The organism is Streptomyces sp. NPDC090798, from assembly GCF_044768965.1.
Taxonomy (GTDB): Bacteria; Actinomycetota; Actinomycetes; order Streptomycetales; family Streptomycetaceae; genus Streptomyces.
Window position 1 is genome coordinate 179,735 of the sequence record NZ_JBIVXA010000006.1, and the last position, 26,883, is coordinate 206,617.

General features: G+C 69.3%; 21 protein-coding genes. 20 read left to right on the forward strand and 1 reads right to left on the reverse strand.

Annotated elements, in window-relative coordinates; translation table 11 throughout:
* Positions 1-69 precede the first annotated feature (69 nt).
* The 13 genes from ACIQTP_RS15510 (at position 70) to ACIQTP_RS15570 (ending at position 17,295) form a co-directional block, all read left to right on the forward strand.
* Positions 70-2,301 carry an ABC transporter family substrate-binding protein gene (locus ACIQTP_RS15510; RefSeq protein ID WP_403400100.1) on the forward strand — a complete coding sequence of 744 codons (2,232 nt, stop codon included), beginning with the start codon at positions 70-72 and terminating at the stop codon, positions 2,299-2,301.
* A 181-nt stretch (positions 2,302-2,482) separates the two neighbouring features.
* A complete protein-coding gene (gene typA, locus ACIQTP_RS15515) occupies positions 2,483-4,390 on the forward strand; it encodes a translational GTPase TypA (RefSeq protein ID WP_403400102.1) in 1,908 nt (635 codons plus the stop codon).
* Positions 4,391-5,138: 748 nt separating this feature from the next.
* Positions 5,139-6,764, forward strand: a complete 1,626-nt coding sequence (locus tag ACIQTP_RS15520; protein WP_403400104.1) for an ABC transporter substrate-binding protein — start codon at positions 5,139-5,141, stop codon at positions 6,762-6,764.
* 151 nt (positions 6,765-6,915) lie between these two features.
* The gene (locus ACIQTP_RS15525; protein WP_054228247.1) at positions 6,916-7,848 is read left to right on the forward strand and encodes an ABC transporter permease; all 933 of its coding nucleotides are present in this window, start codon (positions 6,916-6,918) and stop codon (positions 7,846-7,848) included.
* The gene (locus ACIQTP_RS15530; protein WP_403400106.1) at positions 7,841-8,788 is read left to right on the forward strand and encodes an ABC transporter permease; all 948 of its coding nucleotides are present in this window, start codon (positions 7,841-7,843) and stop codon (positions 8,786-8,788) included. Before ACIQTP_RS15525 ends, ACIQTP_RS15530 begins: the two co-directional genes overlap by 8 nt.
* An 11-nt stretch (positions 8,789-8,799) precedes the next feature.
* Entirely contained in the window at positions 8,800-9,861 is a 1,062-nt protein-coding gene (locus ACIQTP_RS15535) for an ABC transporter ATP-binding protein (protein ID WP_075028754.1), read from the forward strand.
* Positions 9,854-10,999 carry an ABC transporter ATP-binding protein gene (locus ACIQTP_RS15540; protein WP_402035401.1) on the forward strand — a complete coding sequence of 382 codons (1,146 nt, stop codon included), beginning with the start codon at positions 9,854-9,856 and terminating at the stop codon, positions 10,997-10,999. Before ACIQTP_RS15535 ends, ACIQTP_RS15540 begins: the two co-directional genes overlap by 8 nt.
* A gap of 122 nt (positions 11,000-11,121) precedes the next feature.
* Positions 11,122-11,505: a VOC family protein gene (locus ACIQTP_RS15545; RefSeq protein WP_403400109.1), complete on the forward strand. Its 384-nt coding sequence runs from the start codon at positions 11,122-11,124 to the stop codon at positions 11,503-11,505.
* A gap of 157 nt (positions 11,506-11,662) precedes the next feature.
* Entirely contained in the window at positions 11,663-13,288 is a 1,626-nt protein-coding gene (locus ACIQTP_RS15550) for an ABC transporter substrate-binding protein (RefSeq protein ID WP_403400112.1), read from the forward strand.
* Positions 13,289-13,361: 73 nt separating this feature from the next.
* Positions 13,362-14,285, forward strand: a complete 924-nt coding sequence (locus ACIQTP_RS15555; protein ID WP_402035406.1) for an ABC transporter permease — start codon at positions 13,362-13,364, stop codon at positions 14,283-14,285.
* Complete coding sequence (locus ACIQTP_RS15560) at positions 14,278-15,264, forward strand: ABC transporter permease (protein WP_403400114.1); 987 nt, start codon at positions 14,278-14,280, stop codon at positions 15,262-15,264. The genes ACIQTP_RS15555 and ACIQTP_RS15560 overlap by 8 nt, the downstream gene beginning before the upstream one ends.
* Before the next feature lie 5 nt (positions 15,265-15,269).
* Positions 15,270-16,253 (forward strand): ABC transporter ATP-binding protein, encoded by a 984-nt coding sequence (locus ACIQTP_RS15565; RefSeq protein WP_403400116.1) that lies wholly within the window; start codon positions 15,270-15,272, stop codon positions 16,251-16,253.
* Positions 16,246-17,295: an ABC transporter ATP-binding protein gene (locus ACIQTP_RS15570; protein WP_403400118.1), complete on the forward strand. Its 1,050-nt coding sequence runs from the start codon at positions 16,246-16,248 to the stop codon at positions 17,293-17,295. Before ACIQTP_RS15565 ends, ACIQTP_RS15570 begins: the two co-directional genes overlap by 8 nt.
* A 240-nt stretch (positions 17,296-17,535) precedes the next feature.
* Here the strand turns inward: ACIQTP_RS15570 and ACIQTP_RS15575 are convergent, their stop codons facing one another.
* Positions 17,536-19,665 (reverse strand): prolyl oligopeptidase family serine peptidase, encoded by a 2,130-nt coding sequence (locus tag ACIQTP_RS15575; RefSeq protein WP_403400120.1) that lies wholly within the window; start codon positions 19,663-19,665, stop codon positions 17,536-17,538.
* A 176-nt stretch (positions 19,666-19,841) separates the two neighbouring features.
* Here ACIQTP_RS15575 and ACIQTP_RS15580 point away from each other — a divergent pair, with 176 nt between their 5' ends.
* The 7 genes from ACIQTP_RS15580 to ACIQTP_RS15610 all read left to right on the forward strand — a co-directional run bounded on the left by ACIQTP_RS15580 (position 19,842) and on the right by ACIQTP_RS15610 (position 26,881).
* Entirely contained in the window at positions 19,842-20,036 is a 195-nt protein-coding gene (locus ACIQTP_RS15580; RefSeq protein WP_054228237.1) for a hypothetical protein, read from the forward strand.
* A 69-nt stretch (positions 20,037-20,105) separates the two neighbouring features.
* Positions 20,106-21,071 carry an N-acetyl-1-D-myo-inositol-2-amino-2-deoxy-alpha-D-glucopyranoside deacetylase gene (gene mshB, locus ACIQTP_RS15585; RefSeq protein WP_403400123.1) on the forward strand — a complete coding sequence of 322 codons (966 nt, stop codon included), beginning with the start codon at positions 20,106-20,108 and terminating at the stop codon, positions 21,069-21,071.
* Complete coding sequence (locus ACIQTP_RS15590) at positions 21,071-21,490, forward strand: DUF6113 family protein (RefSeq protein WP_403400125.1); 420 nt, start codon at positions 21,071-21,073, stop codon at positions 21,488-21,490. The genes mshB and ACIQTP_RS15590 overlap by 1 nt, the downstream gene beginning before the upstream one ends.
* Positions 21,491-21,650: 160 nt before the next feature.
* Positions 21,651-23,921, forward strand: a complete 2,271-nt coding sequence (locus ACIQTP_RS15595) for a hypothetical protein (RefSeq protein WP_403400127.1) — start codon at positions 21,651-21,653, stop codon at positions 23,919-23,921.
* Between the two features lie 169 nt (positions 23,922-24,090).
* Positions 24,091-25,017, forward strand: coding sequence for an ABC transporter ATP-binding protein (locus ACIQTP_RS15600; RefSeq protein ID WP_403400130.1), 927 nt, complete (start codon positions 24,091-24,093; stop codon positions 25,015-25,017).
* Positions 25,014-25,754 carry an ABC transporter permease gene (locus tag ACIQTP_RS15605; protein ID WP_212726985.1) on the forward strand — a complete coding sequence of 247 codons (741 nt, stop codon included), beginning with the start codon at positions 25,014-25,016 and terminating at the stop codon, positions 25,752-25,754. The genes ACIQTP_RS15600 and ACIQTP_RS15605 overlap by 4 nt, the downstream gene beginning before the upstream one ends.
* Positions 25,751-26,881: a sensor histidine kinase gene (locus ACIQTP_RS15610; protein WP_403400133.1), complete on the forward strand. Its 1,131-nt coding sequence runs from the start codon at positions 25,751-25,753 to the stop codon at positions 26,879-26,881. Before ACIQTP_RS15605 ends, ACIQTP_RS15610 begins: the two co-directional genes overlap by 4 nt.
* Positions 26,882-26,883 lie beyond the last annotated feature (2 nt).

The window sequence follows — 26,883 nt, forward strand, 5'->3', positions numbered from 1 at the left end:
CTGATCAACCGCATATACCGCCAAAAGTGATCAGATCCGGCCCCGTTCTCCCCACCGGAGGTTGCAGTGATGTCCCACGACGGCGTCGGACTGCGCGCGGTGATGCGCTCGGTCGCGTTCCTCACCGCGGGCGCACTCGCGGTACCCGCCCTCGCCGCGTGCAGCGCGGACGAGGAGGCCGCCAAGCCCGTCGCCGCGCAGGACATCGCGCCCGCGACCCGCGACCAGATCGCGGACGGCGGCACCCTCCGCTGGGCCGTGGACGCCGTACCGCAGACCCTCAACACCTTCCAGGCGGACGCCGACGCCGGCACCTCCCGGATCGCCGGCGCCGTACTGCCCTCCCTGTACCGCCTCGACTCCAACGGCAGCCCCCAGCTCAACCCCGACTACCTCGAATCGGCCAAGATCGTCGAGACCGAACCCAAGCAGGTCGTGCTCTACAAGCTCAACCAGCAGGCGGTCTGGAGCGACGGCCGCGAGATCGGCGCCGCCGACTTCGCCGCCCAGTGGCGCGCCCTGTCCGGCAAGGACAGCGCGTACTGGACGGCCCGCAACGCCGGCTACGACCGCATCGAGAAGATCGAACAGGGCAAGAGCAACCTGGAGGTCCGCGTCACCTTCAGCCGCCCCTACGCCGACTGGAAGTCGCTCTTCTCCCCGCTGTACCCCAAGGACGCGATGGGCACCGCGGATGCCTTCAACGACGGTGCGCGCACCAAGCTCCAGGCCACCGCGGGTCCGTTCACCCTCCAGAAGATCGACCACAAGGTCGGCCAGGTCCTCCTCACCCGCAACCCGCACTGGTGGGGCCGCCCCGCCAAGCTCTCCGAGATCGCGCTGGTCGCCGTCCCGCGCGACAAGCGGGCCGACGCGCTCGCCGCCGACAAGGTCGACCTGGCCGAGATCGACCCCGAAGAGGCCGGCCGGATCACGTTCGCCGCCCGCGACAAGGGGACCGCCCGGCTGCAGGGACCGGGCTCCGCGCTCACGCCCGCGAAGGCGCTGCGCTCCTGGGCGGTCGCGCACGGCTCCGACGAGGAGGCCGCGTCCGACGAGATCAAGGCCCGCAAGAAGCAGCGCACGGCGATCGCGACGTACGCCCGTCAGCAGACGGCCCTGCGTGACTTCGTGGTCCGCAAGTCCCTCGAGCCCGCCTACACCCAGCTGGCCCTGAACGGCTCCGAGGGCCCGCTCGCCGACGAGCGCGTCCGCCGCGCCGTCGCCCGCGCCATCAACCGCGACGAACTCGCCAAGACCGTCCTGGGCCCGCTGGGCCTGCCCGCCGTCCCGGTCGGCAGCCACCTCGCGCTCTCCGGTCAGCCGGCCTACGCCGACAACAGCGGCGCGCTCGGCGGTCAGGACACCAAGGAGGCGCAGGCGCTGCTGGCGGACGCCGGATGGGTGCCCGGGGGACCGGTGAACGAGCAGCAGCAGAAGAAGGACAAGGACAAGGCGGCCGGGCCCAAGGGCAAGAAGGCCGACTCCGACGCCGACTCGGACGACGGAACGTTCATCGTCGGCGAGGACGACAAGAACGGCGAGGCCGACCGGGACAAGAAGGACCCGAAGGACCACTCCGACAAGCACGGGAAGCAGCACCCGGACGACCAGGCCGGCAAGCACCTCGACGGCAGGCAGTACGCCCCCAAGGACAACCGGCAGGGCGGGGCGCCCGGCGCCTACGCGCCCAAGGGCACGGCCGCCCCGGCGGGCGCCGCGGCCGGCGCGCTCGCCAAGGACGGCAAGGCGCTGACGCTGCGCTTCGTCCTGCCCTCGGGTCCCGGTTCGGAGTCGCTGCGCACGGTCGCCGACCAGATCTCCCGGATGCTGGAGCGCATCGGCATCCGTACCGAGACGTCCAGGGTGCCGGACGACAGCTATTTCAAGGACCACATCGCCTCGGGTCAGTACGACCTGGCGCTGTACTCCTGGCCCGCCTCGGCCTTCCCCGCCACCGACGCCCGCCCGATCTACGCGAAGCCCGTCCCGGCGGCCGACGGCTCCCTCGCCGTGGAGCAGAACTACACCCGGGTCGGCACCGACCAGGTCGACCAGCTGTTCGACCAGGCCATCGCGACGCTGGACGAGGACGAGTCGCGTTCCCTGGTCCGCAAGGCCGACGCCCGGATCTGGGCCGCCGCCGGATCGATTCCCCTCTATCAGCGCCCCCAGCTCACGGCCACCCGCCCGAACCTCGCCAACGCAGGCGCCTTCGGGTTCCAGACCCCCCTCTACGAGGACATGGGCTTCCTGAAGAAGGGCGCGCAGGGGGGAACGGCACCCAAGAAGGACAGGTAGGAAGGGCAAGCAGGAAGGGCGATCAAGGCCGCCCACGGCCTCCGCGGACTGGCCCGCGGAGGCCGCGGCCGTCAAGGCCACGTACCATGGGGTAAGGCCGTGGCGTGTCCAGCCCGGCAGGGTCCGCGTAGCACTGACGTACGCGCAGGCCGTCCACTCACTCCGGGAGAAGCGCCTCAATATGGCCACGCGCCACGACATCCGCAACGTCGCCATCGTCGCCCACGTCGACCATGGCAAGACCACCCTGGTCGATGCCATGCTCAAGCAGGCCGGTGCCTTCGCCGCGCACGCCGCCGAGTCGCTTGACGACCGCATGATGGACTCGAACGACCTGGAGCGTGAGAAGGGCATCACGATCCTGGCCAAGAACACGGCCGTGAAGTACCACCCGAAGGATGGTGGTGAGGTCATCACCATCAACATCATCGACACCCCGGGCCACGCCGACTTCGGTGGCGAGGTCGAGCGCGGTCTGTCGATGGTGGACGCGGTCGTCCTCCTCGTCGACGCCTCCGAGGGCCCGCTGCCGCAGACCCGCTTCGTGCTGCGCAAGGCGCTGCAGGCCCGCCTGCCCGTCATCCTGTGCATCAACAAGACGGACCGTCCCGACTCGCGCATCGACGAGGTCGTGAACGAGGCGTACGACCTCTTCCTCGACCTGGACGCCGACGAGGACCAGATCGAGTTCCCGATCGTCTACGCGTGTGCGCGTGACGGCGTCGCCTCCCTGACCAAGCCGGAGGACGGCACGGTCCCGCAGGACAGCGACAGCCTGGAGCCGTTCTTCACCACGATCCTGGAGTCCGTCCCGGCCCCGTCCTACGACGAGTCCGCCCCGCTCCAGGCGCACGTCACCAACCTGGACGCCGACAACTTCCTCGGCCGTATCGCGCTGCTGCGCGTCGAGCAGGGCGAGCTGCGCAAGGGCCAGACCGTCACGTGGATCAAGCGCGACGGCACGATGTCCAACGTGCGCATCACCGAGCTGCTGATGACCGAGGCGCTCACCCGCAAGCCCGCCGAGATGGCGGGCCCCGGTGACATCTGCGCCGTCGCCGGTATCCCGGAGATCATGATCGGCGAGACCCTCGCCGACCCGGAGAACCCGATCGCGCTGCCGCTGATCACGGTGGACGAGCCGGCGATCTCGATGACGATCGGTACGAACACCTCGCCGCTGGTCGGCCGTGGTGGCACCGGCAAGGGCGCGGACGCCAAGGCCGCGGTCAAGGACCGCAAGGTCACCGCCCGCCAGGTCAAGGACCGTCTCGACCGCGAGCTGGTCGGTAACGTCTCCCTGCGGGTGCTCGACACCGAGCGTCCGGACGCCTGGGAGGTCCAGGGCCGTGGTGAGCTCGCGCTCGCCATCCTGGTCGAGCAGATGCGCCGCGAGGGCTTCGAGCTGACCATCGGCAAGCCGCAGGTGGTCACCCAGGTGATCGACGGCAAGGTCCACGAGCCGGTCGAGCGCATGACGATCGACGTGCCCGAGGAGCACATGGGCGCGGTCACGCAGCTCATGGGCGTCCGCAAGGGCCGCATGGACAACATGTCGAACCATGGCTCGGGCTGGGTCCGCCTGGAGTTCGTCGTTCCCTCCCGCGGCCTCATCGGCTTCCGGACCGAGTTCCTGACCGGTACGCGCGGCACGGGCATCGCCCACTCCATCCACGAGGGCCACGAGCCGTGGTTCGGCGCGCTGTCGACCCGTAACAACGGCTCGCTGGTCGCCGACCGCTCCGGCGCCGTCACCGCGTTCGCGATGACGAACCTCCAGGAGCGCGGTGTGCTGTTCACCGACCCCGGCACCGAGGTGTACGAGGGCATGATCGTCGGCGAGAACTCGCGTGCCGACGACATGGACGTGAACATCACCAAGGAGAAGAAGCTCACGAACATGCGGTCGTCCTCGGCCGACTCGTTCGAGGCGATCGTCCCGCCGCGCAAGCTCTCCCTGGAGCAGTCCCTCGAGTTCTGCCGCGACGACGAGTGCGTCGAGGTGACCCCGGAGGCCGTGCGCATCCGCAAGGTCGTCCTTGACCAGAAGGAGCGCGGTCGCACCGCCAGCCGCGCCAAGCACGGCTGACCTCGGCCGCGCCAAGCACGGCTGACCTCGGCCGTTCCGCAGTGATTTCGGGCACCTCGCATCCGCGGGGTGCCCGACGCGTTTGGGGGGCGCGATGAGCGCGACGCGCGGTTTGCGCCGACGTACGGGGCTGCGATAGGGCGGGGAGTGGGGGGGGGAGGGTAGGGAAAACCCTTCATTACGGAGGAGTAGTCCTCCAAATTGGCCGGTTCCCACTACTCTGCAAGCACGTGGGTCTCGGCCGCACGGCGCGTCTCGGTGCCGTGATCACACTGCCGGGGACATCCCGCTTGATCAGCGAACGGCCTTGTCGTGGAAGCCCGTTGACCGCGAAACGGGGCAGCTGCCTCCGCCGGTCCGGGGTGGGTGGGCACGCCGATGGAGCCCCCGCATGACGGCCACGATAGCCGCAACCCCTTTTTTCGCTCCGAGCGTCCGCAATGCGGACGCTCGAGACCGATAGATGTGTAACAAGTCCGTTTCGCAGGGATCTTTCAGCAAACCCTTTGTCCGGATTTTGGAAGAAGTAGGCGACAGGTGTGATCGAACCGAGACCTTGTGAGTGTGGTCGGGCTCTGGCCCATGGCAGATAGTTAGGCGCGTAGAGCTCGGACCAACGGGCCAAACGCCTTCAGGTGGCGTCGGCTTGCGAGCGCAGGGGGCACCAGCACTTTCTCCGTCCCAAGTGTCGGCAATGTGACTAGTGCTCCCTTTTGCGGTGAACCAATGGACTCATGAGGAGGAACCCATGCGCGGTGCCAAGAGCGCCAAGTGGGTCGCGATAGCCGCGGTTGTGGCGCTGGGAGCGACCGCCTGTGGTGGTGGCGGCGGCGACAAGGGCAGCGACAGCAAGGCCGCCGTCGACCCGGCCGGTAAGTTCTCGGTCGAGGTGGGCGAGCCGCAGAACCCGCTGCAGCCGGCCAACACCATGGAGTCCAACGGCAGCATCGTCATCAAGTCGCTCTTCTCGCAGCTCGTGAGCTACGACGACAAGGGCAACATCGTCTACGTGAACGCCCAGTCGGTGGACACGAAGGACAACAAGACCTACACGGTCAAGCTGAAGTCGGGCTGGAAGTTCCACGACGGCACCCCGGTGACCGCCACGTCCTACGTCAAGGCGTGGAACTGGGCCGCCGCCCCGGCGAACAAGCAGACCAACAGCTTCTGGTTCTCCGACATCGCGGGCTACGACGACGTCGCCCCGGCGAAGGGCAAGCCGAAGGCCACGACGATGTCCGGTCTGAAGGTCGTCGACGACAACACCTTCACGATCACGCTCTCCAAGGCGATCCCCTACTACGTCTACAAGCTCGGCTACGAGGTCTTCTCGCCGCTGCCCGAGTCCTTCTACAAGGACCCGAAGGCCGCGGGCGAGCACCCGATCGGCAACGGCCCGTACAAGTTCGTCAGCTGGGCGCACAAGAAGCAGATCGAGATCGCCAAGTTCGACGGCTACCAGGGTCCGGACAAGGCCAAGAACGGTGGTGTGATCTTCAAGAACTACACCAACCTGGAAACGGCCTACGAGGACCTGAAGTCGGGCAACGTCGACGTTCTGCGTCAGGTCGCCCCGAAGGACCTGCCGGTCTACAAGTCGGACCTCGGCAGCCGCGCGGTGGACAAGGCGTACTCGGCGATCCAGACGATCACGCCGGCCTTCTACACCAAGCAGTGGAAGAACATCAACCCGAAGGTCCTGCAGGGCCTGTCGATGGCGATCGACCGCGCCACGATCACCAAGACGGTGCTCCAGGGCACCCGCGAGCCCGCCACCGGCTGGGTCGCGAAGGGTGTGCTCGGCTACCAGCCGAACGTCGGCGGTGACGTCTTCTCGTACAACCCGACCAAGGCGAAGCAGCTCATCAAGGAGGGTGGCGGCGTTCCCAACAACGCCATCTCCATCCAGTACAACGCTGACGGCGGTCACAAGGAGTGGGTGGAGGCGGTCTGCAACTCGATCACCAACGCCACCGGTGTCAAGTGCACCGGCGACTCCAAGGCCGACTTCCAGGCCGACCTGGACGCGCGTGACGCGCACGCGGTCAAGTCCATGTACCGCAGTGGCTGGGTGCTCGACTTCCCGATGAACGCCAACTTCATCCGTGACCTGTTCGGCACCAAGTCGGACGGCAACACGAGCGGGTTCTCGAACAAGAAGATCGACGCCGACATCGCCGCGGCCGACAGCGCCAGCTCCCTCGCGGACTCGGAGAAGAAGTACCAGGACATCGAGAAGGAGCTCGTCAACTACATGCCGAGCATTCCGCTCTGGTACTACAAGGTCAACGCGGGCTACTCGGACAAGGTCACCGGCGTCGCGTACGCCCAGGACGGCGACCCGATCCTGACCGGCGTTCAGGTCAAGAAGTAACCGCAATCAGCCCGTGATCCCGGGTGCGGCGCCTCGTGCGCCGCACCCGGGGGGACGGCAGCGGCCGGGGGGCCCTTTCCGCACGCATCGTTCAGGGGTGCGCGGGGAAAGGGCCCGTCGGCTGTCGTCGTAGTAACTACATGGAGGCACGATGGGGCGCTACGTCGCACGACGACTGCTCCAGATGATCCCGGTCTTCATCGGGACAACCCTGCTGATCTTTCTCATGGTCTACGCCCTGCCCGGCGACCCCGTGCGAGGCCTGTTCGGCGACAAGGGCGGAAGCCCCGCCGTCATCGCCTCACTGAGACATCAGTACGGCCTGGACCAGCCGATCCTGGTGCAGTACTACCACTACATGAAGGACATGATCCTTCACTTCGACTTCGGCACGCAGATCGCGAGCGGCCGCCCCGTCACGGACGTCCTCAGCGAGGCGTTCCCCGTGACCCTCCGCCTCGCCTCGCTGTCCTTCGCCATCGAGGTCGTCCTGGGCATCGCCCTGGGCGTCTGGGCGGGTATGCGCGCCGGGCGGTTCGCGGACAACGCGATCCTGCTGGTCTCGCTGCTGCTGATCTCCGTTCCGGTGTTCGTTCTCGGCTTCATCCTGAAGGTCGTCTTCGCCTTCCAGCTCAACTGGCTGCCGCCGAACGTGAACGACTCCACGAACTACAACGAGTTGCTGATGCCGGCGTTCGTCCTCGCGACCGCCTCGCTGGCCTATGTGACCCGGCTCACCCGTACGTCGGTCGCCGAGAACCTGCGCGCCGACTACATCCGTACGGCCATCGCCAAGGGCCTGCCCCGGCGTCGTGTGGTGGGTGTCCACCTCATGCGCAACTCGCTGATCCCCGTGATCACCTACCTGGGCACCGACATCGGCGCGCTGATGGGCGGAGCCGTCGTCACCGAGGGCCTGTTCAACATCCAGGGCATCGGCGGCACGATCTACCAGTCCATCGTGCGGCGCGAAGGCACCACGCTCGTCGGTCTGGTGACCATCCTGGTGCTGGTCTACCTCCTCGCCAGCCTGCTCGTCGACCTGCTGTACGCGGTCCTGGACCCGAGGATTCGCTATGCCTGACGTGACCAAGACCGACGTCCAGACGGCGGTGGCGACCGACGGCGGGGCCACCCCGGTGGCGGTCCCCGCGGCCAAGCCGGAGAAGTCCCGCAGCCTGTGGGGCGACGCCTGGAACGACCTCCGGCACAGCTGGATCTTCGGTGTCTCGGCGGTGCTGATCCTGCTGCTGCTGACGATCACCTTCTTCCCCGGGCTGTTCACCGACACCGACCCCATCAAGGGCGACCTGGCCAAGCACTTCCTGCAGAAGCCGAAGCTGGGCCACGTCTTCTCCGCGGACTGGCTGGGCTACGACCAGCAGGGCCGCAGCGTCTACTCCCGCGTCATCTACGGCACCCGGGCCTCCGTGGCCGTGGGCTTCGGCACCACCCTCGCGGTGACGGTCGTGGGTGGCCTGATGGGCATGATCGCCGGATACTTCGGCGGCCTCGTCGACTCGATCCTGTCGCGTCTGACGGACGTCTTCTTCGGCATCCCGTTCCTGCTCGCCACCATGGTCGTGCTGACCTCCTTCCCGGACCGCACGACCTGGGTCGTCATCGGCGCGCTGGCCGCCTTCGGCTGGACGCAGATCACCCGCGTGATGCGTGGCGCGGTGATCACCACCAAGCAGGCCGACTACGTGCACGCCGCCAAGGCCCTGGGCGCGAGCACCCCGCGGATCATGTTCCGGCACATCCTGCCGAACACCCTCGCCCCCGTGATCGTCGTCTCCACCATCTCGCTCGGCGTCTACATCTCCGCCGAGGCGACCCTGTCCTTCCTGGGCCTCGGCCTCAACGGCGTGTCCTGGGGCAACGACATCTCGGACGGCGGCAACCAGATCCGCGTGGCGCAGTGGATCATGCTGTACCCGTCGATCATGCTCAGCATCACGGTGCTGGCGTTCATCATGCTCGGTGAGGCCGTCCGCAACGCCCTCGACCCGAAGCTGCGCTGAGGGAGGCGTACGTGACCATCATCGAAGAAGACTCCGTCCCGGTGCCCGCCCCGCGTAAGGGCGGCGCCGACGACGGGCCGCTGCTCGAAGTGCGTGACCTGCACGTCGAGTTCCACACCCGCGAGGGCGTGGCCAAGGCGGTCAACGGCGTCAACTACAGCGTCAGCGCGGGCGAGACACTCGCCGTGCTCGGCGAGTCCGGCTCCGGCAAGTCCGTGACCGCGCAGGCGATCATGGGCATCCTCGACATGCCGCCGGCGAGGATCCCACAGGGTGAGATCCTCTTCCGCGGACAGGACATGCTCAAGATGTCCGGCGAGGAGCGCCGCAAGATCCGCGGCCAGAAGATCGCCATGATCTTCCAGGACGCGCTCAGCTCGCTCAACCCGGTCCTGTCCGTCGGCTACCAGCTCGGCGAGATGTTCCGGGTGCACCAGGGCCTCTCCAAGAAGGAGGCCAAGGCCAAGGCGATCGAGCTGATGGACCGGGTGAAGATCCCGGCCGCCGCGGCCCGCGTGAACGACTACCCGCACCAGTTCTCGGGCGGTATGCGCCAGCGCATCATGATCGCGATGGCGCTGGCCCTGGAGCCGGACCTGATCATCGCGGACGAGCCCACCACGGCGCTCGACGTGACGGTCCAGGCCCAGGTCATGGACCTGCTCGCGGACCTTCAGCGCGAGTACAACATGGGCCTGATCCTGATCACCCACGACCTCGGCGTCGTCGCCGACGTCGCGGACAAGATCGCCGTGATGTACGCGGGCCGGATCGTGGAGCGCGCCCCGGTCCACGAGCTGTACAAGCGCCCCGCGCACCCGTACACGCGGGGTCTGCTGGACTCGATCCCGCGCCTGGACCAGAAGGGCCAGGAGCTGTACGCGATCAAGGGGCTGCCGCCCAACCTGCTGCGCATTCCGACCGGCTGCGCCTTCAACCCGCGCTGCCCCAAGGCCCAGGACATCTGCCGCACCGACGTGCCGGCGCTGCTCCCGGTGAGCGAGCAGGACGGCACCGAGCTGGTCGGCCGCGGTTCGGCCTGCCACTTCTGGAAGGAGACGATCCATGGCTGAGCTCAGCAAGAACGACGAGCAGGAGGCCACCCCGAACGTCTCCGACGTAGAGGTCGTCGACGCCCACTCCGAGACGGAGGCGGTCGCCGCGATCGAGGCGCCGGTGGACCGTGGTGAACCGATCCTTCAGGTGCGCAACCTGGTGAAGCACTTCCCGCTCACCCAGGGCATCCTGTTCAAGCGGCACATCGGCGCGGTGAAGGCCGTCGACGGTGTCTCCTTCGACCTGCACCAGGGTGAGACGCTGGGCATCGTGGGCGAGTCCGGCTGCGGCAAGTCCACCGTGGCCAAGCTCCTGATGAACCTGGAGCGGGCCACCGCGGGCGAGATCTTCTACAAGGGCCAGGACATCACCAAGCTGTCCGGGCGCGCCCTGAAGGCCGTGCGCCGCAACATCCAGATGGTCTTCCAGGACCCGTACACCTCGCTCAACCCCCGTATGACGGTGGGCGACATCATCGGTGAGCCCTTCGACATCCACCCCGAGGTGGCTCCGAAGGGCGACCGGCGGCGCAAGGTCCAGGAACTGCTGGACGTGGTCGGGCTCAACCCCGAGTACATCAACCGCTACCCGCACCAGTTCTCGGGCGGTCAGCGTCAGCGCATCGGTATCGCCCGCGGTCTCGCGCTCAACCCCGAGATCATCATCTGCGACGAGCCGGTGTCGGCGCTCGACGTGTCGGTGCAGGCGCAGGTCATCAACCTGATGGAGCGGCTCCAGGACGAGTTCAACCTGTCCTACCTCTTCATCGCGCACGACCTGTCGATCGTCCGGCACATCTCGGACCGGGTCGGCGTCATGTACCTCGGCAAGATGGCGGAGATCGGCAGCGACGAGCAGATCTACGACCACCCGACGCACCCCTACACCCAGGCGCTGCTGTCGGCCGTCCCGGTGCCGGACCCGGAGGCCCGTGAGCACCGCGAGCGGATCATCCTGACCGGTGACGTGCCGTCCCCGGCCAACCCGCCGTCGGGCTGCAGCTTCCGCACCCGCTGCTGGAAGGCCCAGGAGAAGTGCTCCGTGGAGACCCCGCTCCTCGCGGTGCCCGAGGTGTTCATGGGCGTGGACTCGCCGGCGGCCCATGAGTCGGCGTGCCACTTCGCCGAGGAGAAGAACATCGTGCACGCGGCCTGAGCGCCACGCGTCCCTTGATCGACCGGCCGGTTCCCGGCACCGCCACCACGGTGCCGGGAACCGGCTTTTTCGGGCGGGAGATGAGCGGGCGGGCGATCGGGCGAAGGAAACCGGGGGGGAAGATGCTGCATCACGTCGAACTGTGGGTGCCGGACCTGGAGCGCGCGGTCCGCTCCTGGGGATGGCTGCTGGAGCGCCTGGGCTGTGAGCCGTACCAGGCGTGGCCCCACGGCCGCAGCTGGCGCCGGGGCGAGACCTATGTCGTCGTCGAGCAGTCGCCCGCGCTGAGGACGGACTCCCACGACCGCCTGCGCCCCGGCCTGAACCACCTCGCCTTCCACGTGCCGGACCGCACCGAACTCGACCTGCTCGTGGCCGAGGCACCCCGCCACGGCTGGTCACCCCTCTTCCCGGACCGCTATCCGCACGCGGGCGGTCCGGAGCACTGCGCCGCGTACCTGGAGGACGCGGACGGCTTCGAGGTGGAGTTGGTGGCGCGCGCCTGACGTATGTCGGGCCTGACGCATGTTGCGCTGACACGTATGGCTGTGCGATCCCACGTACGGGTGGGCTGAATGTGCGGTATGTGCCTTACCGGTTGATATTGGCCGGTAATGGAACAGCGCCGCGGCGCTGGCGGCAGCGCACTCTGGGAGGCACTCCATGCGTGGAGCGACGCACGCCACATGGGCCGTCGGCGCGGCGGCGGTGGCCCTCGTGGCGACGGCCTGCGGTGGCGGCGGTGGCGGCAGTGGCGGCGCGTCCGGAGTGCTCAGTTCCTCCTGGGGGGACCCGCAGAACCCGCTGGAGCCGTCCAACACCAACGAGGTGCAGGGCGGCAAGGTCCTCGACATGATCTTCCGGGGTCTGAAGCGGTACGACGCCACCACCGGCGCGGCCCAGAACATGCTGGCGCAGAAGATCGACACCTCGGACTCGCAGAACTTCACGATCACCGTCAAGGACGGCTGGACGTTCAGCAACGGAGAGCCCGTCACCGCCCAGTCCTTCGTGGACGCCTGGAACTACGGGGCCAGTCTCAAGAACAACCAGAAGAACGCGTACTTCTTCGGGTACATCGAGGGATACGACAAGGTCCACCCCGAGACGGGAACGCAGAGCGCGGACACGCTGTCGGGGCTGAAGGTCACCGGCGCCCACACCTTCACCGTCAAGCTCAACCAGAAGTTCTCGACGTTCCCCGACACCCTCGGCTACGTGGCATTCGCGCCGCTGCCCAAGGCGTTCTTCAGCGACCACGCGGCCTGGCTGAAGAAGCCGGTCGGCAACGGGCCCTACACCGTCGACTCGTACACCAGGGGCTCGATGATGTCCCTGCGGAAGTGGGACGCGTACCCGGGGGCGGACAAGGCGCAGAACGGCGGGGTGGACCTGAAGGTCTACACCGACAACAACACCGCCTACACCGACCTGATGGCGGGCAACCTCGACCTTGTCGACGACGTGCCCGCCGCCCAGCTCAAGAACGTGAAGAGCGATCTCGGCGGCCGGTACATCAACACCCCGGCCGGCATCATCCAGACCATCGCCTTCCCCTTCTACGACAAGGCCTGGGACAAGGGCGGCATGGAGAAGGTCCGCACGGGCCTGTCCATGGCGATCAACCGGGACCAGATCACCAGCACGATCTTCCAGAAGACCCGCACCCCGGCCTCCGACTGGACCTCACCGGTGCTCGGCAAGGCCGGCGGTTTCCAGGACGGGCTGTGCGGCGCCTCCTGCCGGTACGACCCCGCGCAGGCGAAGAAGCTGATCCAGGACGGCGGCGGACTGCCCGGCGGCCAGATCAAGATCTCGTACAACGCGGACAGCGGCTCTCACAAGGAGTGGATCGACGCCGTCTGCAACTCCATCAACAACGCGCTGGGCAACGACAAGGCCTGCGTCGGCAACCCGATCGGCACCTTCGCCGACTTCCGCAACCAGATCGGGCAGCACAAGATGCCAGGTCCCTTCCGGGCCGGCTGGCAGATGGACTACCCGCTGATCCAGAACTTCCTTCAGCCGCTGTACTACACGAACGCCTCCTCCAACGACGGCAAGTGGTCCAACAAGGACTTCGACAAGCTCGTCGACCAGGCGAACGCCGAGACCGACAAGGCCAAGGCCATCCAGCTCTTCCAGCAGGCCGAAGGGGTCGTACGGGACAACATGGCCGCCATCCCGCTCTGGTACCAGAACGGCAGCGCGGGCTACTCGGACAGGATCTCGGGCGTGGCGCTCAACCAGTTCAGCGTGCCCGTCTACAACGAGATCAAGGTCAGCTGAGCCGTCCACGGGGCGAGCGCCGGTTTGCTGAAGCGAACCAGGGCGTGGGTCCCGTACTACCTCCGGAGCCCTCATGGGACGGTATGTGATCCGGCGTCTGCTCCAGATGATCCCGGTCTTCATCGGCGCCACGCTCTTGATCTTCCTGATGGTGAACGTGATGGGCGACCCCATCGCGGGCCTGTGCGGCGAGCGGCAGTGCGACCCCGCCACCGCCGCCCAGCTGCGCAAGGAGTTCGGCCTCGACAAGCCGCTGTGGCAGCAATACCTCACGTACATGGGCAATGTCTTCACCGGCGACTTCGGCACCGCCTTCACCGGGCAGCCGGTCACCGAGCTGATGGCCGACTCCTTCCCCGTCACCATCCGGCTGACGATCGTCGCGATCCTCTTCGAGATCGTCATCGGCATCCTGCTGGGCGTCGTCACCGGGCTGCGCCGCGGCCGGCCCGTCGACACCGGCGTCCTGCTGCTCACCCTCGTCGTCATCTCGATCCCGACCTTCGTCACCGGATTGCTGCTGCAACTGTTGTTCGGTGTCGAGTGGGGCTGGATCAGACCCTCGGTCTCCCCGGACGCCGCCTTCGGCGAACTGATCGTGCCAGGACTGGTCCTCGCCTCCGTCTCCCTCGCCTACGTCACCCGGCTCACCCGGACCTCCATCGCCGAGAACAAACGGTCCGACTACGTCCGTACGGCCGTCGCCAAGGGCCTGCCCCGGCACCGGGTGATCACCAAGCACCTGCTGCGCAACTCGCTGATCCCCGTGGTCACCTTCATCGGCACGGACATCGGCGCGCTCATGGGCGGCGCGATCGTCACCGAGCGGATCTTCAACATCCACGGCGTCGGCTACCAGCTCTACCAGGGGATCGTGCGGCAGAACACCCAGACCGTGGTCGGCTTCGTGACCGTCCTCGTGCTCGTCTTCCTGGTCGCCAACCTGCTCGTCGACCTCCTGTACGCCGTACTCGACCCGAGGATCCGCTATGCCTGAGCAGCTGCCGCCGTACCAGCGGGAGGGCGCCATCGCCGCGACCGGCGCGGGCGGCGCCATGGACCTCGCCACGAGCGAGGGCGCCACCCTGGAGCGGACGCCCGGCGGCCCTGAGGGCACGGGCCCTCAGGAGAAGCCCAGGAGCCTGTGGTCCGACGCCTGGCGCGATCTGCGGCGCAACCCCGTCTTCATCGTCTCCGGGCTCCTCATCCTCTTCCTGGTCGTCATCTCCCTGTGGCCCTCGCTGATCGCCACCCAGAACCCCCTCAAGTGCGACCTCGCCAAGGCCCAGGAGGGCTCGCAGCCGGGACACCCCTTCGGGTACGACGGGCAGGGCTGCGACGTCTACACGCGGGTGGTGTACGGAACCCGCGTCTCGATCAGCGTCGGCGTCTGCGCCACCCTCGGCGTCGCGATCCTCGGCTCGGTGCTCGGCGGCCTCGCCGGGTTCTTCGGCGGGATGGGCGACTCGGTCCTGTCCCGGATCACCGACATCTTCTTCGCGATCCCCGTCGTGCTCGGCGGTCTGGTCCTCCTGTCCGTGGTGACCAGCAACACCATCTGGCCGGTCATCGGGTTCATGGTGCTGCTCGGCTGGCCCCAGATCTCGCGCATCGCGCGCGGCTCCGTCATCACCATCAAGCAGAACGACTACGTCCAGGCCGCCCGCGCGCTCGGCGCCTCCAACTCCCGACTGATGCTCCGGCACATCACCCCCAACGCCGTCGCGCCGGTCATCGTCGTCGCCACCATCGCGCTCGGCACCTACATCGCGCTGGAGGCGACGCTCTCCTACCTCGGTGTCGGCCTGAAGCCTCCCACGGTCAGCTGGGGCATCGACATCTCCTCCGCCTCCGCCTACATCCGCACGGCCCCGCACATGCTGCTGTGGCCCGCCGGCGCCCTCGCGATCACCGTGCTCGCGTTCATCATGCTCGGCGACGCGGTGCGCGACGCCCTCGACCCGAAGCTGAGGTGACGGCCGTGCTGCTCGAAGTACGCGATCTGCACGTGGAGTTCCGCACCCGGGACGGGGTCGCCAAGGCCGTCAACGGGGTCGACTACGGCGTGGACGAGGGCGAGACGCTCGCCGTCCTCGGCGAGTCCGGCTCCGGCAAGTCCGTCACCGCGCAGGCCGTGATGGGCATCCTCGACATGCCGCCCGGGCGGATCACCGGCGGCGAGATCCTCTTCCAGGGCCGGGACCTGCTGAAGCTCAAGGAGGACGAGCGGCGCAAGGTCCGCGGCGCCGAGATGGCGATGATCTTCCAGGACGCGCTGTCCTCGCTCAACCCCGTGCTCAGCGTCGGCGACCAGCTCGGCGAGATGTTCACGGTGCACCGCGGGATGTCCCGCAAGGACGCCCGCGCCAAGGCGATCGAGCTGATGGACCGGGTGCGCATCCCGGCCGCCGCCGACCGGGTGCGCGACTATCCGCACCAGTTCTCCGGCGGTATGCGCCAGCGCATCATGATCGCCATGGCGCTGGCCCTGGAGCCCGCCCTGATCATCGCCGACGAGCCGACCACTGCCCTCGACGTCACCGTCCAGGCCCAGGTCATGGACCTGCTCGCCGAGTTGCAGCGCGAGCTCGACATGGGGCTCATCCTCATCACCCACGACCTCGGCGTCGTCGCGGACGTCGCCGACCGGATCGCCGTCATGTACGCGGGCCGGATCGTCGAGTCCGCGCCGGTCCACGCCATCTACAAGGCCCCCGCCCACCCGTACACCAAGGGCCTCCTGGAGTCGATCCCGCGCCTCGACCAGAAGGGCCAGGAGCTCTACGCGATCAAGGGCCTGCCACCCAACCTGATGCACATCCCGCCCGGCTGCGCCTTCAACCCGCGCTGCCCGATGGCCCAGGACATCTGCCGCACCGAGGTGCCGCCGCTGTTCGAGGTCGACCAGGAGGACGGGGACCGCACCAGCGCCTGCTTCTTCTGGCGGGAGTGCCTCGATGGCTGAGGCGATTCTGGAGGTCAGCGGCCTGGTCAAGCACTATCCGCTGACGCGGGGGATCCTCTTCAAGAAGCAGATCGGCGCGGTCAGGGCCGTCGACGGAGTCGACTTCGAACTCGCCGCGGGCGAGACCCTCGGCATCGTCGGCGAGTCCGGCTGCGGCAAGTCGACGGTCGCCAGGATGCTGGTCAACCTGGAGAAACCGACGGACGGGACGATCAAGTACAAGGGCGAGGACATCACCAAACTGTCCGGCAAGGCGCTCAAGGCCGTACGCCGCAACATCCAGATGGTCTTCCAGGACCCGTACACCTCGCTCAACCCGCGCATGACCGTCGGCGACATCATCGGGGAGCCCTACGAGATCCACCCCGAGGTCGCGCCCAAGGGCGACCGCAGAAGACGCGTCCAGGACCTGCTGGACGTGGTCGGCCTCAACCCCGAGTACATCAACCGCTACCCGCACCAGTTCTCCGGCGGACAGCGCCAACGCATCGGCATCGCGCGGGGGTTGGCGCTGCGCCCCGAGATCATCGTCGCCGACGAGCCCGTCTCCGCGCTCGACGTCTCGGTGCAGGCGCAGGTGATCAACCTGATGGAGCGGCTCCAGCACGAGTTCGACCTGAGCTACGTCTTCATCGCGCACGACCTCTCCATCGTGCGGCACATCTCCGACCGGGTCGGCGTGATGTACCTGGGTCGGATCGTGGAGACCGGCAGGGACGCGGAGATCTACGACCACCCGACGCACCCCTACACCCAGGCCCTGCTCTCCGCCGTGCCCGTCCCCGACCCGGAGGCCCGCGAACGCCGCGAGCGGATCATCCTCGCCGGAGACGTGCCCTCGCCGGCGAACATCCCCTCCGGCTGCCGCTTCCGCACCCGCTGCTGGAAGGCCCAGGAGCGCTGCGCGCTGGAGGTGCCGCTGCTCGCGGTGCCCGCGGAGTTCCGCTTCGTGGCGGGCCCGGCCGCGCACGACTCGGCCTGTCATTTCGCCGAGGAGAAGAGGGTCGTACCGCCGGAGGAACCGCCCGAGCAGCCGACATAACCCCGCAAATGCTGGCGAACTTCGTTAACACGCAGGCAACTTGGCCGAAGCGGCACCGATATACGGACGCGTCAAGGTAATCAGCGTACGGCCGTGCGGGTGCCGTAGATGGGCCGGGGCGCGCCATGTCGCCCCGGCCCACCTCTTTTGCGCCTAAGCCGACGCCGCTCTCGCGGACGTGGCCGGTGTTTCGCCGGGGTTCCTCAATTGATGGTTGCGGTGCTCTGTGGAGATTCGGGCTCAGCTCAGTTTGAGGGCGCGCTTCAGGAAGTCCACCTGGAGCAGCAGCAGGTTCTCCGCGACCTGTTCCTGCGGGGTCATGTGGGTGACGCCGGACAGGGGCAGCACCTCGTGCGGGCGGCCCGCGGCCAGCAGCGCCGAGGAGAGCCGCAGGGCGTGCGCGACCACCACGTTGTCGTCCGCGAGGCCGTGCACGATCATCAGCGGCCGGTGCGGCTCGGCGGGCGCGGACAGTCCGTCGTCCGTGATCAGCGAGCTCTTCGCGTACGCCTGCGCGGCCGCCGCCGGATCACCGAGGTAGCGCTCCGTGTAGTGGGTGTCGTACAGCCGCCAGTCGGTGACCGGGGCGCCCGCGATGCCCGCGTGGAAGACGTCGGGGCGGCGCAGCACGGCGAGCCCCGCGAGCCAGCCGCCGAACGACCAGCCCCGGATCGCCACCCGGGACAGATCCAGCGGGAACCTCTCCGCGAGGCCGTGCAGCGCGTCGATCTGGTCGTCGAGGGTGAGCGTGAAGTCGTCGCGGACCGCCTTCTCCCAGGCGGGGGAGCGGCCGGGGGTGCCGCGGCCGTCGGCGACGACCACCGCGAAGCCCTGGTCGGCGAACCACTGCGAGGTCAGGTGCGCGTTGTGTGCGGCCAGCACCCGGGGGCCGTGCGGACCGCCGTAGGGGTCCATGAGGACGGGGAGGGGAGTGACACCGTCGTAGTCAGTGGGCATAAGCAGGGCGCATGAGATTTTCCGTGCGCCCCCCTCGGTGAGCGTCACGCGCGGGGACAGACCAGGACTTTCCGCATACGACGTGACAGTCGCCACGCGCTTGCCGTCCCGCAGCACCCGCACCTGGGCTCCCGGCTGGTCCGGCACGGAGGAGACCAGCACGGTCACGCCCCCGCCGCGCACCGCCGAGTGCACGCCGGGTTCCTGGGAGAGGCGCTCGACACCGAGCTCGTTGACGCGGTAGACATGCACCTCGCCCGTCTCCGGGGCGGCGGCAGCCTCGCCGGCCGACGCCGAGATCAGCACGTCGTCGGCCGAGACGTCCAGCACCGCGCGCACATGCAACTGCACTCCCGTGAACGGGCGTTCGCCGAAGGCCAGGACCCGTGCACCACCCTCGTCGGCGATCCGTACGAGCTGTCCCGCGGGGCTCCAGCACGGCACGCCAGGGAAAAGATCCAGCCATTGTGGATCTTCGTCGGCGTGCACCATCCGGGTCGCCCCGGTGTCCGGGTCGACGGCCAGGAACAGCTGGCTGCGCTGGTCCCGCGCCTGCACCAGAATCAGCGGAGCGCCCGCCGCTGACCAGTGCACATGCGCCAGATACGGGTAGTGCGCCCGGTCCCAGACCACTTCTGTGCGCACCCCGTCGAGGCCGATCACGAAGAGCCTTACGTCCGCATTGTCCGTTCCGGCGGCCGGGTAGCCGACCTGCTGCGGAGCGCGTTCCGGTTGTGCGGGATCGGAAATCCACCAGCGCCGAACGGGCGCGTCGTCAACCCGGGCGACCAACAGCCGGTCCCCTTCCGGAGACCACCAGAAACCGCGCGAACGCCCCATCTCCTCGGCCGCGATGAACTCAGCCAATCCATAGGAAACCGTCCCCGGATCCGCCCCGGACTCCGGCTCCACGAGCGCCCGGTCGCCCTCCCCCTCGGCGCCGACGACCCGCAGGGCGCCCCCGCGGACGTACGCGACGAGCCGTCCGTCGGGCGAGGGGCGCGGGTCGATCACCGGTCCCGGGACCCGGAGTTCACGTGCCGTACCAGCCCGCAGCTCCGCCGTGAAAAGCCGCCCTGACAACGCGAAAGAGGCCAGCTCGACCGCCGTGTCCGTGGCGTAGCCGACGATTCCCGCGCCGCCCTCGCGGCTGCGCTCGCGGCGTGCCCGCTCCGCCGCCGACAGGCGTTCGGTGGCGCCGCCGAGCAGCGCCCGCGGGTCGGCCGCGACGCGCTCCTGCCCCTCCGCGACATCGAGGACCCACAGCTGATTCGCCCGGTCCGTACCGGAGGAGGACCTCAAGAACACCACCCGGGAACCGTCCGGGGAGACGGTGAACGCGCGGGGCGCGCCGAGGGTGAAGCGCTGCGTCCGGGCGTACCGGCGGGGGAAGGAGAGAGGCTCGGTCGTCATGCCCTGACCATATTGGCCATGCGCCCCCTTGTGCGGCCGTGCGCCGATCGATGCGCGCGTATGGATAGTTATGATCACTGGCGGTGTGTGGGTATGAACCTGCTGGCCGCTGTATGGATTTACCGACCCCCATGTCCGACCCCCCATGTCCCTGGGATCTTTGGAGGTGAGCCGCCGTGGCACTCTCGATTTCGGCGGTGGTGCTGCTGGCGATCATCGTCGTCATCCTGGTCAGGAAGTCCGGGTTGAAGGCCGGCCATGCGGTCGTGTGTGTCCTGTTCGGCTTCTATCTCGCCTCTTCGACGATGGCCCCCACGATCAGCGACCTGACGACGAACGTCGCGGACATGATCGGCAGCTTCAAGTTCTGACGGGGAGCCTCGGGACCACGACCCGTGCCCGCCTCGGCGGCGGGCCGGGCGCCTCGTAGGGTGGGTTCCATGACGGAACTGCCCGACCGGCGTCTGCTCCTGGTGCACGCGCACCCGGACGACGAGTCGATCAACAATGGCGCGACCATGGCCAGGTACACGGCCGAGGGCGCCCATGTGACGCTGGTGACCTGCACCCTCGGCGAGGAGGGCGAGGTCATCCCGCCCGAGCTGGCGCATCTCGCGCCCGACCGCGAGGGCGGGCTCGGCCCGCACCGGATCGGTGAGCTGGCCGCCGCCATGAAGGAGCTCGGGGTCACCGACCACCGCTTCCTCGGCGGCCCCGGACGCTTCGGCGACTCCGGGATGATGGGCCTGGAGCAGAACCACCACGCGGGCGCCTTCTGGTCCGCCGACGTCGACGAGGCCGCGGAGTACCTGGTCGAGGTGATCCGCGAGGTCCGCCCCCAGGTGCTCGTCACCTACGACCCCGACGGGGGCTACGGACACCCGGACCACATCCAGGCCCACCGTGTCGCCGTGCGCGCCCTGGAGCTGGCCGCGGACCCCGCCGTCCGCCCCGACCTCGGCGCGCCCTGGGAGATCACCAAGGTCTACTGGAACCGCACCCCGCGCTCCGTTGTCGAGGAGGGCTTCCGACGGCTGCGCGAGGCCCTGCCCGGACTGCCGTTCGAGCACTCCGCCGCCGTGGCCGACGTACCCGGCGTGGTCGACGACGCGGTGGTCACCACCGCGATCGACGGGACCGCGTACGCCACCGCGAAGGCCGCCGCCATGCGGGCGCACGCCACCCAGATCGAGGTGGCCGAACCCTGGTTCGCGCTGTCGAACGCACTCGCACAACCGCTGTTCACCACCGAGTACTACGAGTTGGTGCGCGGGGAGCGCGCGGGACCCGGTCGTGAGACCGACCTCTTCGCGGGGATCGATAAGGGTTCCAGGGGGACCGAGCGGGGTTCCACGGGGACCGAGCAAGGTTCCACGGGGACCGAGCAGGGAAAGGCGGACGCGTGATGAGCATGTCGGGACAGCGGGGGAGCGCGCTCGCCCGGCCGCTGCCACGGCCCTCGGCCGGGCGGATCGTGGCCCACCTGGGCCTGTTCCTGCTCGGCGCGGTGGTCGGGGCCGCCGGGACGCTGGTGCAAGCCGCCTGGTTCCCGGGCGGGTTGCTGCTCGCCCTGGCCGGCGCGGCCGGGCTCTTCCTGGGCGGATCGCGGGCGACCGGCTCCCGGGCCGGCGCCGTCGCGTCCGCCGCGGGCTGGATGATCGCGGTCGTGCTGCTCACCGCCACCCGCCCGGAAGGGGACTTCTTCTTCGGCGCGGGATTCGGTTCCTACCTCTTCCTGCTCGGCGGGATGGCCGTGGCTGTGATGTGCGCCACGCTTGGTCTGGGGCGGCAACCGGACGACTCCGTCGTCCGACTTGGGAAGTGACGTACCACTTCGCCGTACCGGACAGGTGCGGGTCCCGTGCGAGTTTCCTGGGCGGGCGAGGTTTGCGCGCCGAATGCGGCCAGTATGGTGGTGCGCGCCGCCGAGCTGCCCGAGATGAGGTCGAGTAAACGGGCGGCGGAGCCAACCGGGAGAACCTGCCTTGAGTCGTGAAACTGACAGTTCGTCCTCCGGGCCCAACGGGCGCGGTGGAGCCGCGTACCCGTCGGGGACGCCCCCCTACGGGACCCCCACGGTTTCCGAGAACGGTGCCGACGCGGGCCGTTCGGCCGGCGGCACCCCGCCGGAGGAGCGCAAGACCGAGACCACGCTGACGACACGGATCCGGATCAACATCCCCGGATCGCGGCCCATCCCGCCGGTCGTCGTGCGCACACCGGTCGGGGACGCCGAGTCGCCCGCCGAGTCCGCCGGTTCCGCGGGAGCCCCGGCGGAGGCGCAGCGTGCCGTGAGTGCGCCCGTGGCAGCGTCCACGGCCACCGAGACCTCGGCCGAGGCCGCCGCGGGCGGTTCTCCGGCCAGAGAGAAGACCAGCGACTGGTTCGCACCCCGCAAGTCCGGTGCGCCGGGCGGCGGCCCGGGCGGCGGGTCCACCAATGGGGCGGGTCTGCCCGGCGGTTCGGGACCCACGGGTCCCGCGGCGCCGCAGGGCGCGGGCACGCCGGGCGGCAACGGCACCGGCGGTACACGTCCGGGTGCCCCCGGTGGCGCGAACGGCGCGGGTCCCCTGGGCGGCGCGGGCGGTGCCCGGCCCGGCGGGGCGAACGCGCCCCGCCCCGGGAGCGGCGGTACGAACGGCGCCGGGCTGCCCGGTGCCACCGGCGCCGGACCCGTGGCCCCCGGTCACGGCGGCGGCACCGGTTCCTTCGACGTCTCCGCGGCGCTGGGGAACACGGCCTCGTTCCCGGCCATAGGAAGCGACGGCCCGGGTGGGCCCGGTGGCTCCGGCGGCCCGGGTGGCCCTGGAGGGCCGGGTGGCGAACCGCGCCGTGACGACCTCCCGTACTTCGCGGAGAACTTCTCGGAGAACGGCCGGGGCGGTCCCGCGGGCCCGACCGGCGGTCCGGTCACCGGTGACGGCCCGTTGGTGCCGCCGGCCGGCCCGGGCGTGGCTCCGGGCAGCCTGGCCGCGGGACCCGGTGGGCCTGGTGGCCCCGGTGGTCGTGGCGTCCCCGGCGGGCACGGCGCGGCCGGGCTCGGCGCGGGATACCCCGGTGGCGGCCTCAGCGACGACACCGCGATCCTCACCCCGCAGAAGCCCGCGCCCGATCCGGGCGGCCAGGGCTACGGCGGCCCCGTGGACAACGTCTCCGGGCACACCCTGACCAGCGGCATCCCCGTCGTGCCCGGCGCCCAGAACTCCCCGTTCGGGCCGGGCGCGCACACCGACGGACCGCTGCCGCACACCCCGCCGAAGGCGCCCGAGCCGGCCCCGAAGCCCGCCGCCTCCTCGAAGAAGCCGGCGAAGAAGAAGGGCCGCAGCAAGCTGACGCTCCTGGTCGTCGGCGTGGTGTTCATCGGCGGTGGCGTCTACGGCGCGGGGCTGCTGATGAACCGCTCGGACGTCCCCAAGGGCACCACCGTGCTCGGCGTCGACATCGGCGGCGGCACCCGCGACGAGGCCGTCAAGAAGCTCGACGACGCCTTCGGGGCCCGTATGAACAAGGCGCTCCAGCTGTCGGTGGACGGCACCACGGTCTCGCTCAAGCCGGACCAGGCCGGGCTCCAGTTCAACGCCCAGGACACGGTCCGCGCCGCCGCGGGCAGCGACTACAACCCGGTCTCCGTGATCGGCTCGCTGTTCGGTCAGCAGCGTGTCGTCGAGCCGGCGATGCCCGTCGACGAGGAGAAGCTCCAGGCCGCCCTGGAGCGCACCGCGGGCGGCTCCGGCTCGGTGAGCGACGGCACCATCAAGTTCGCGTCCGGCAAGGCCGTCGCCGTGTACGGCAAGGCGGGCAAGGGCATCGACGTGGCGGCCTCGACCCAGGCCGTCGAGGACGCGTACCGCGCCCAGGTCGAGAGCGGCACCACCACCCCGGTGAAGGTCGCCACCACGACCCGTCAGCCGACCATCTCGAACGCCGAGGTCGACCGGATGATGAAGGAGTTCGCGGAGCCCGCGATGTCCGGCATCGTCATCGTTCAGACCGACGCGGTGCACAGCATCAAGTTCGGTCCCGTGTCACTGCCGAAGATCCTCGGCTTCAAGGCCGTCAACGGCAAGCTCGTGGAGACGTACGACCTCCAGGCGCTCAAGGCGGCGTACGGCACCACCTTCGACGGCGTGCAGATCCAGACCGCGAGCGGGAAGCGCGCTGTCACGCCGCAGGACGTCGTCACCGCACTGGGCAAGGTCCTGCGCGGCAAGACGACGGCGGAGCGCGTCGGGGTCATCGACACCAAAGTGGGCTGACCTCTGGTCGTCCGCGTGAACGGAGCCCCTGCCCGCACCGGGCAGGGGCTCCGTCGTCGTCGCGGCACGGAGACCCCCGGACCGTGCCGCACGGCATGACATCTGTCATCCGGCACTCAGGACCGCCGACACTGCCGGGCACCGGGCTCTCGCCGCCACGATGGTTCCCATGACGACAACAGCGGCGCCCGCCACCACCCCGGTGGTCGGGTTCGATCAGGTGAGCAAGAGCTACGGGAACGTACGGGCCGTCGACGGGCTGACGCTCGACCTGCACCCGGGCGAGACCGTCGCCCTGCTGGGTCCGAACGGCGCGGGCAAGTCGACCACGCTGGACCTGCTCCTGGGCCTCAAGCACGCCGACACCGGCGCGGTCCGGGTGTTCGGCGCCAGCCCCCGCGAGGCGATCGTCGGCGGCCGGGTGGGCGCCATGCTGCAGAGCGGCGGCCTGATGGACGAGGTGACGGTCGGAGAGCTGGTGAAGCTGGCCTGCGATCTGCACCCGAAGCCGTACAAGGTCAGTGACGTGCTCGCCCGCGCGGGCATCTCGCAGATAGCCGACCGCAAGGTCAACAAGCTCTCCGGCGGCCAGGAACAGCGCGTCCGCTTCGCGCTCGCCACCGCCGGCGCCAACGACCTCATCGTCCTGGACGAGCCCACCACCGGCATGGACGTCTCCGCCCGCCAGGCCTTCTGGGCCACCATGCGCGAGCAGGCCGACCAGGGCAGGACCGTCCTGTTCGCCACGCACTACCTGGAGGAGGCCGACGCCATCGCGGACCGCGTCCTCGTACTGCACCGGGGCCGCCTGCTGGCCGACGGCACCGCCGCCGAGATCAAGGCGAAGGCCGGCGCCCGCCGTATCGCATTCGACCTGGAAGGCCCCATCGACGAGGCCCCGTTGCGCGCCCTGCCCTTCCTGACCTCGATCGACGTGTCCGGGCACACCGTCCGCATCCAGTCCTCCGACGCCGACGCGACCGTACACGCGATGTACGGGCTCGGCCTCTACCCCCGCAATCTCGAAGTCGCCGGGCTCGGGCTCGAGCAGGCCTTCGTCGCCATCACGGCCGCCGAGGAGGCGAAGTCGCAGTGAACAGCCTCATCAAGCTCGAGATCACCCGCGCCCTGCGCAACAAGAAGTTCCTGTTCTTCTCGGTGGTCTACCCCTCGGCCCTGTTCCTGCTCATCGCGGGCAGCGCCGACAGCACCACCAAGGTGGACGGCACCGGCCTCACCCTGCCGACCTTCTTCATGGTCTCCATGGCCTCCTTCGGCGCCCTGACCGCCGTCCTGATGGGCAACAGCGAACGCATCGCGAAGGAGCGCGAGAGCGGCTGGGTACGGCAGCTCAGGCTCACCACCCTGCCGGGCCGCGGCTATGTCCTGGCGAAGACCGCCAGCGCCGCCGTGATCAGCCTGCCGTCGATCGTGGTCGTCTTCGCGGTCGCCGCCGCCGTGAAGCACGTACGGCTGGACGCCTGGCAGTGGCTCGCGCTCACCGGCGCGATCTGGGCCGGCAGCCTCGTCTTCGCCGCGCTCGGCGTGGCCATCGGCTATCTCGCGAGCGGCGACGCGGTCCGCCCGATCACGATGATCCTGTACTTCGGGCTCTCGGTGCTCGGCGGCCTGTGGATGCCCACGACCACCTTCCCCGACTGGCTCCAGAAGATCGCGTCCTGGCTGCCCACGCACGCGTACGCTGCCCTCGGGCGATCCATCGAACTGGGCGACGCCCCGCACGCGAAGGACCTCGTCATCCTCGCCGTCTCCTTCCTCCTCTTCGCGGGCGGCGCGGCATGGCTGTACCGGAAGGACACGCTGAAGGCGTGAGCAGCGTCGGCATCGGGCAACGCCCGCAGAACCGCAGGCAGAAGATGGTCAAGGCCGTCTGGACCGGCATCTGGCTCGTCTATCTGAGCGCGCCCGTCAGCGACTTGGTGCACGGCGGCCACAGCACCGGTGTCGTCGTACTCGGCTGGTGCGGCCTGGTGGCCTTCGTCGGGTGGTACGGGGCGCTGGTCTTCCGCACCGGCCGCGGCGAGACGACCCCCTTCGTGTTCGTCTCGCTCGTGGCCCTCGCGGCCGAGGCCGCCCTGCTCTCCTTCACCCTGGGGCGCGAGTGGCTCGTCCTGTTCGTGTACGTCTCGATCGCGTCCGGCGCGGTGCTCCCGCTGCGGCTGGCGCGCTGGACCATCCCGGCGGCCTCCGCCGTGCTGACGGGGATCGCTCTGGCCGTACCGGGCGGCACGGCGTATCTGGCGGGGCTGCTCATCCCGGCGTTCCTCGGCGGGTTCGCCATGACCGGCGTCCGCGAACTGATCCGCACCACGATCGCGTTGCGCGAGGCCCGTGCGACAGTCGCCCAACTGGCCGCGAACGAGGAGCGCCTGCGCCTGGCCCGCGATCTGCACGACCTGCTGGGCCACTCGCTCTCCCTGATCACCCTCAAGAGCGAGCTGGCCGGCCGGATGCTCCCCGACCACCCCGAGAAGGCGGCCCAGCAGGTCGCCGACATCGAACAGGTCAGCCGGCAGGCCCTCGTCGACGTGCGCGAGGCGGTCACCGGCTACCGGCGGCCCCGGTTGTCCGGCGAACTCGCGGGCGCTCAGGTCGCGTTGACGGCGGCGGGCGTCACCGCGGACCTGCCCGACGAGCCGGACCTCACCGACGTCGCCGAGGAGAGCGAGTCCGCGCTCGCCTGGGCGCTGCGGGAAGCGATCACCAATGTCGTACGGCACAGCGGGGCCCGGCGCTGCACCGTGGAACTCGTCCGCCGCCAGACACTGGACGGCCCGGTGCTCGAACTGAGCGTGGAGGACGACGGTTCGGGCGGCTCGGGCCATGCTCCGGGCAACGGCCTGACGGGCCTGACCGAGCGGCTGGAGAAGGCGGGCGGAGCCCTGGAGGCGGGCCGGGTGCGCCGCGGCTTCCGGCTGGTCGCACGGGTACCGTCGTAGGC

What these genes read in the sequence shown, in the direction of transcription:
- ACIQTP_RS15520 (WP_403400104.1), top strand. Translation starts at nt 5,139, where the DNA reads ATGCGCGGTGCCAAGAGCGCCAAGTGGGTCGCGATAGCCGCGGTTGTG.
- ACIQTP_RS15525 (WP_054228247.1), top strand. Translation starts at nt 6,916, where the DNA reads ATGGGGCGCTACGTCGCACGACGACTGCTCCAGATGATCCCGGTCTTC.
- mshB (WP_403400123.1), top strand. Translation starts at nt 20,106, where the DNA reads ATGACGGAACTGCCCGACCGGCGTCTGCTCCTGGTGCACGCGCACCCG.
- ACIQTP_RS15530 (WP_403400106.1), top strand. Translation starts at nt 7,841, where the DNA reads ATGCCTGACGTGACCAAGACCGACGTCCAGACGGCGGTGGCGACCGAC.
- ACIQTP_RS15555 (WP_402035406.1), top strand. Translation starts at nt 13,362, where the DNA reads ATGGGACGGTATGTGATCCGGCGTCTGCTCCAGATGATCCCGGTCTTC.
- ACIQTP_RS15600 (WP_403400130.1), top strand. Translation starts at nt 24,091, where the DNA reads ATGACGACAACAGCGGCGCCCGCCACCACCCCGGTGGTCGGGTTCGAT.
- ACIQTP_RS15540 (WP_402035401.1), top strand. Translation starts at nt 9,854, where the DNA reads ATGGCTGAGCTCAGCAAGAACGACGAGCAGGAGGCCACCCCGAACGTC.
- ACIQTP_RS15575 (WP_403400120.1), bottom strand. Translation starts at nt 19,665, where the DNA reads ATGACGACCGAGCCTCTCTCCTTCCCCCGCCGGTACGCCCGGACGCAG.
- ACIQTP_RS15570 (WP_403400118.1), top strand. Translation starts at nt 16,246, where the DNA reads ATGGCTGAGGCGATTCTGGAGGTCAGCGGCCTGGTCAAGCACTATCCG.
- typA (WP_403400102.1), top strand. Translation starts at nt 2,483, where the DNA reads ATGGCCACGCGCCACGACATCCGCAACGTCGCCATCGTCGCCCACGTC.
- ACIQTP_RS15550 (WP_403400112.1), top strand. Translation starts at nt 11,663, where the DNA reads ATGCGTGGAGCGACGCACGCCACATGGGCCGTCGGCGCGGCGGCGGTG.
- ACIQTP_RS15590 (WP_403400125.1), top strand. Translation starts at nt 21,071, where the DNA reads ATGAGCATGTCGGGACAGCGGGGGAGCGCGCTCGCCCGGCCGCTGCCA.
- ACIQTP_RS15560 (WP_403400114.1), top strand. Translation starts at nt 14,278, where the DNA reads ATGCCTGAGCAGCTGCCGCCGTACCAGCGGGAGGGCGCCATCGCCGCG.
- ACIQTP_RS15510 (WP_403400100.1), top strand. Translation starts at nt 70, where the DNA reads ATGTCCCACGACGGCGTCGGACTGCGCGCGGTGATGCGCTCGGTCGCG.
- ACIQTP_RS15545 (WP_403400109.1), top strand. Translation starts at nt 11,122, where the DNA reads ATGCTGCATCACGTCGAACTGTGGGTGCCGGACCTGGAGCGCGCGGTC.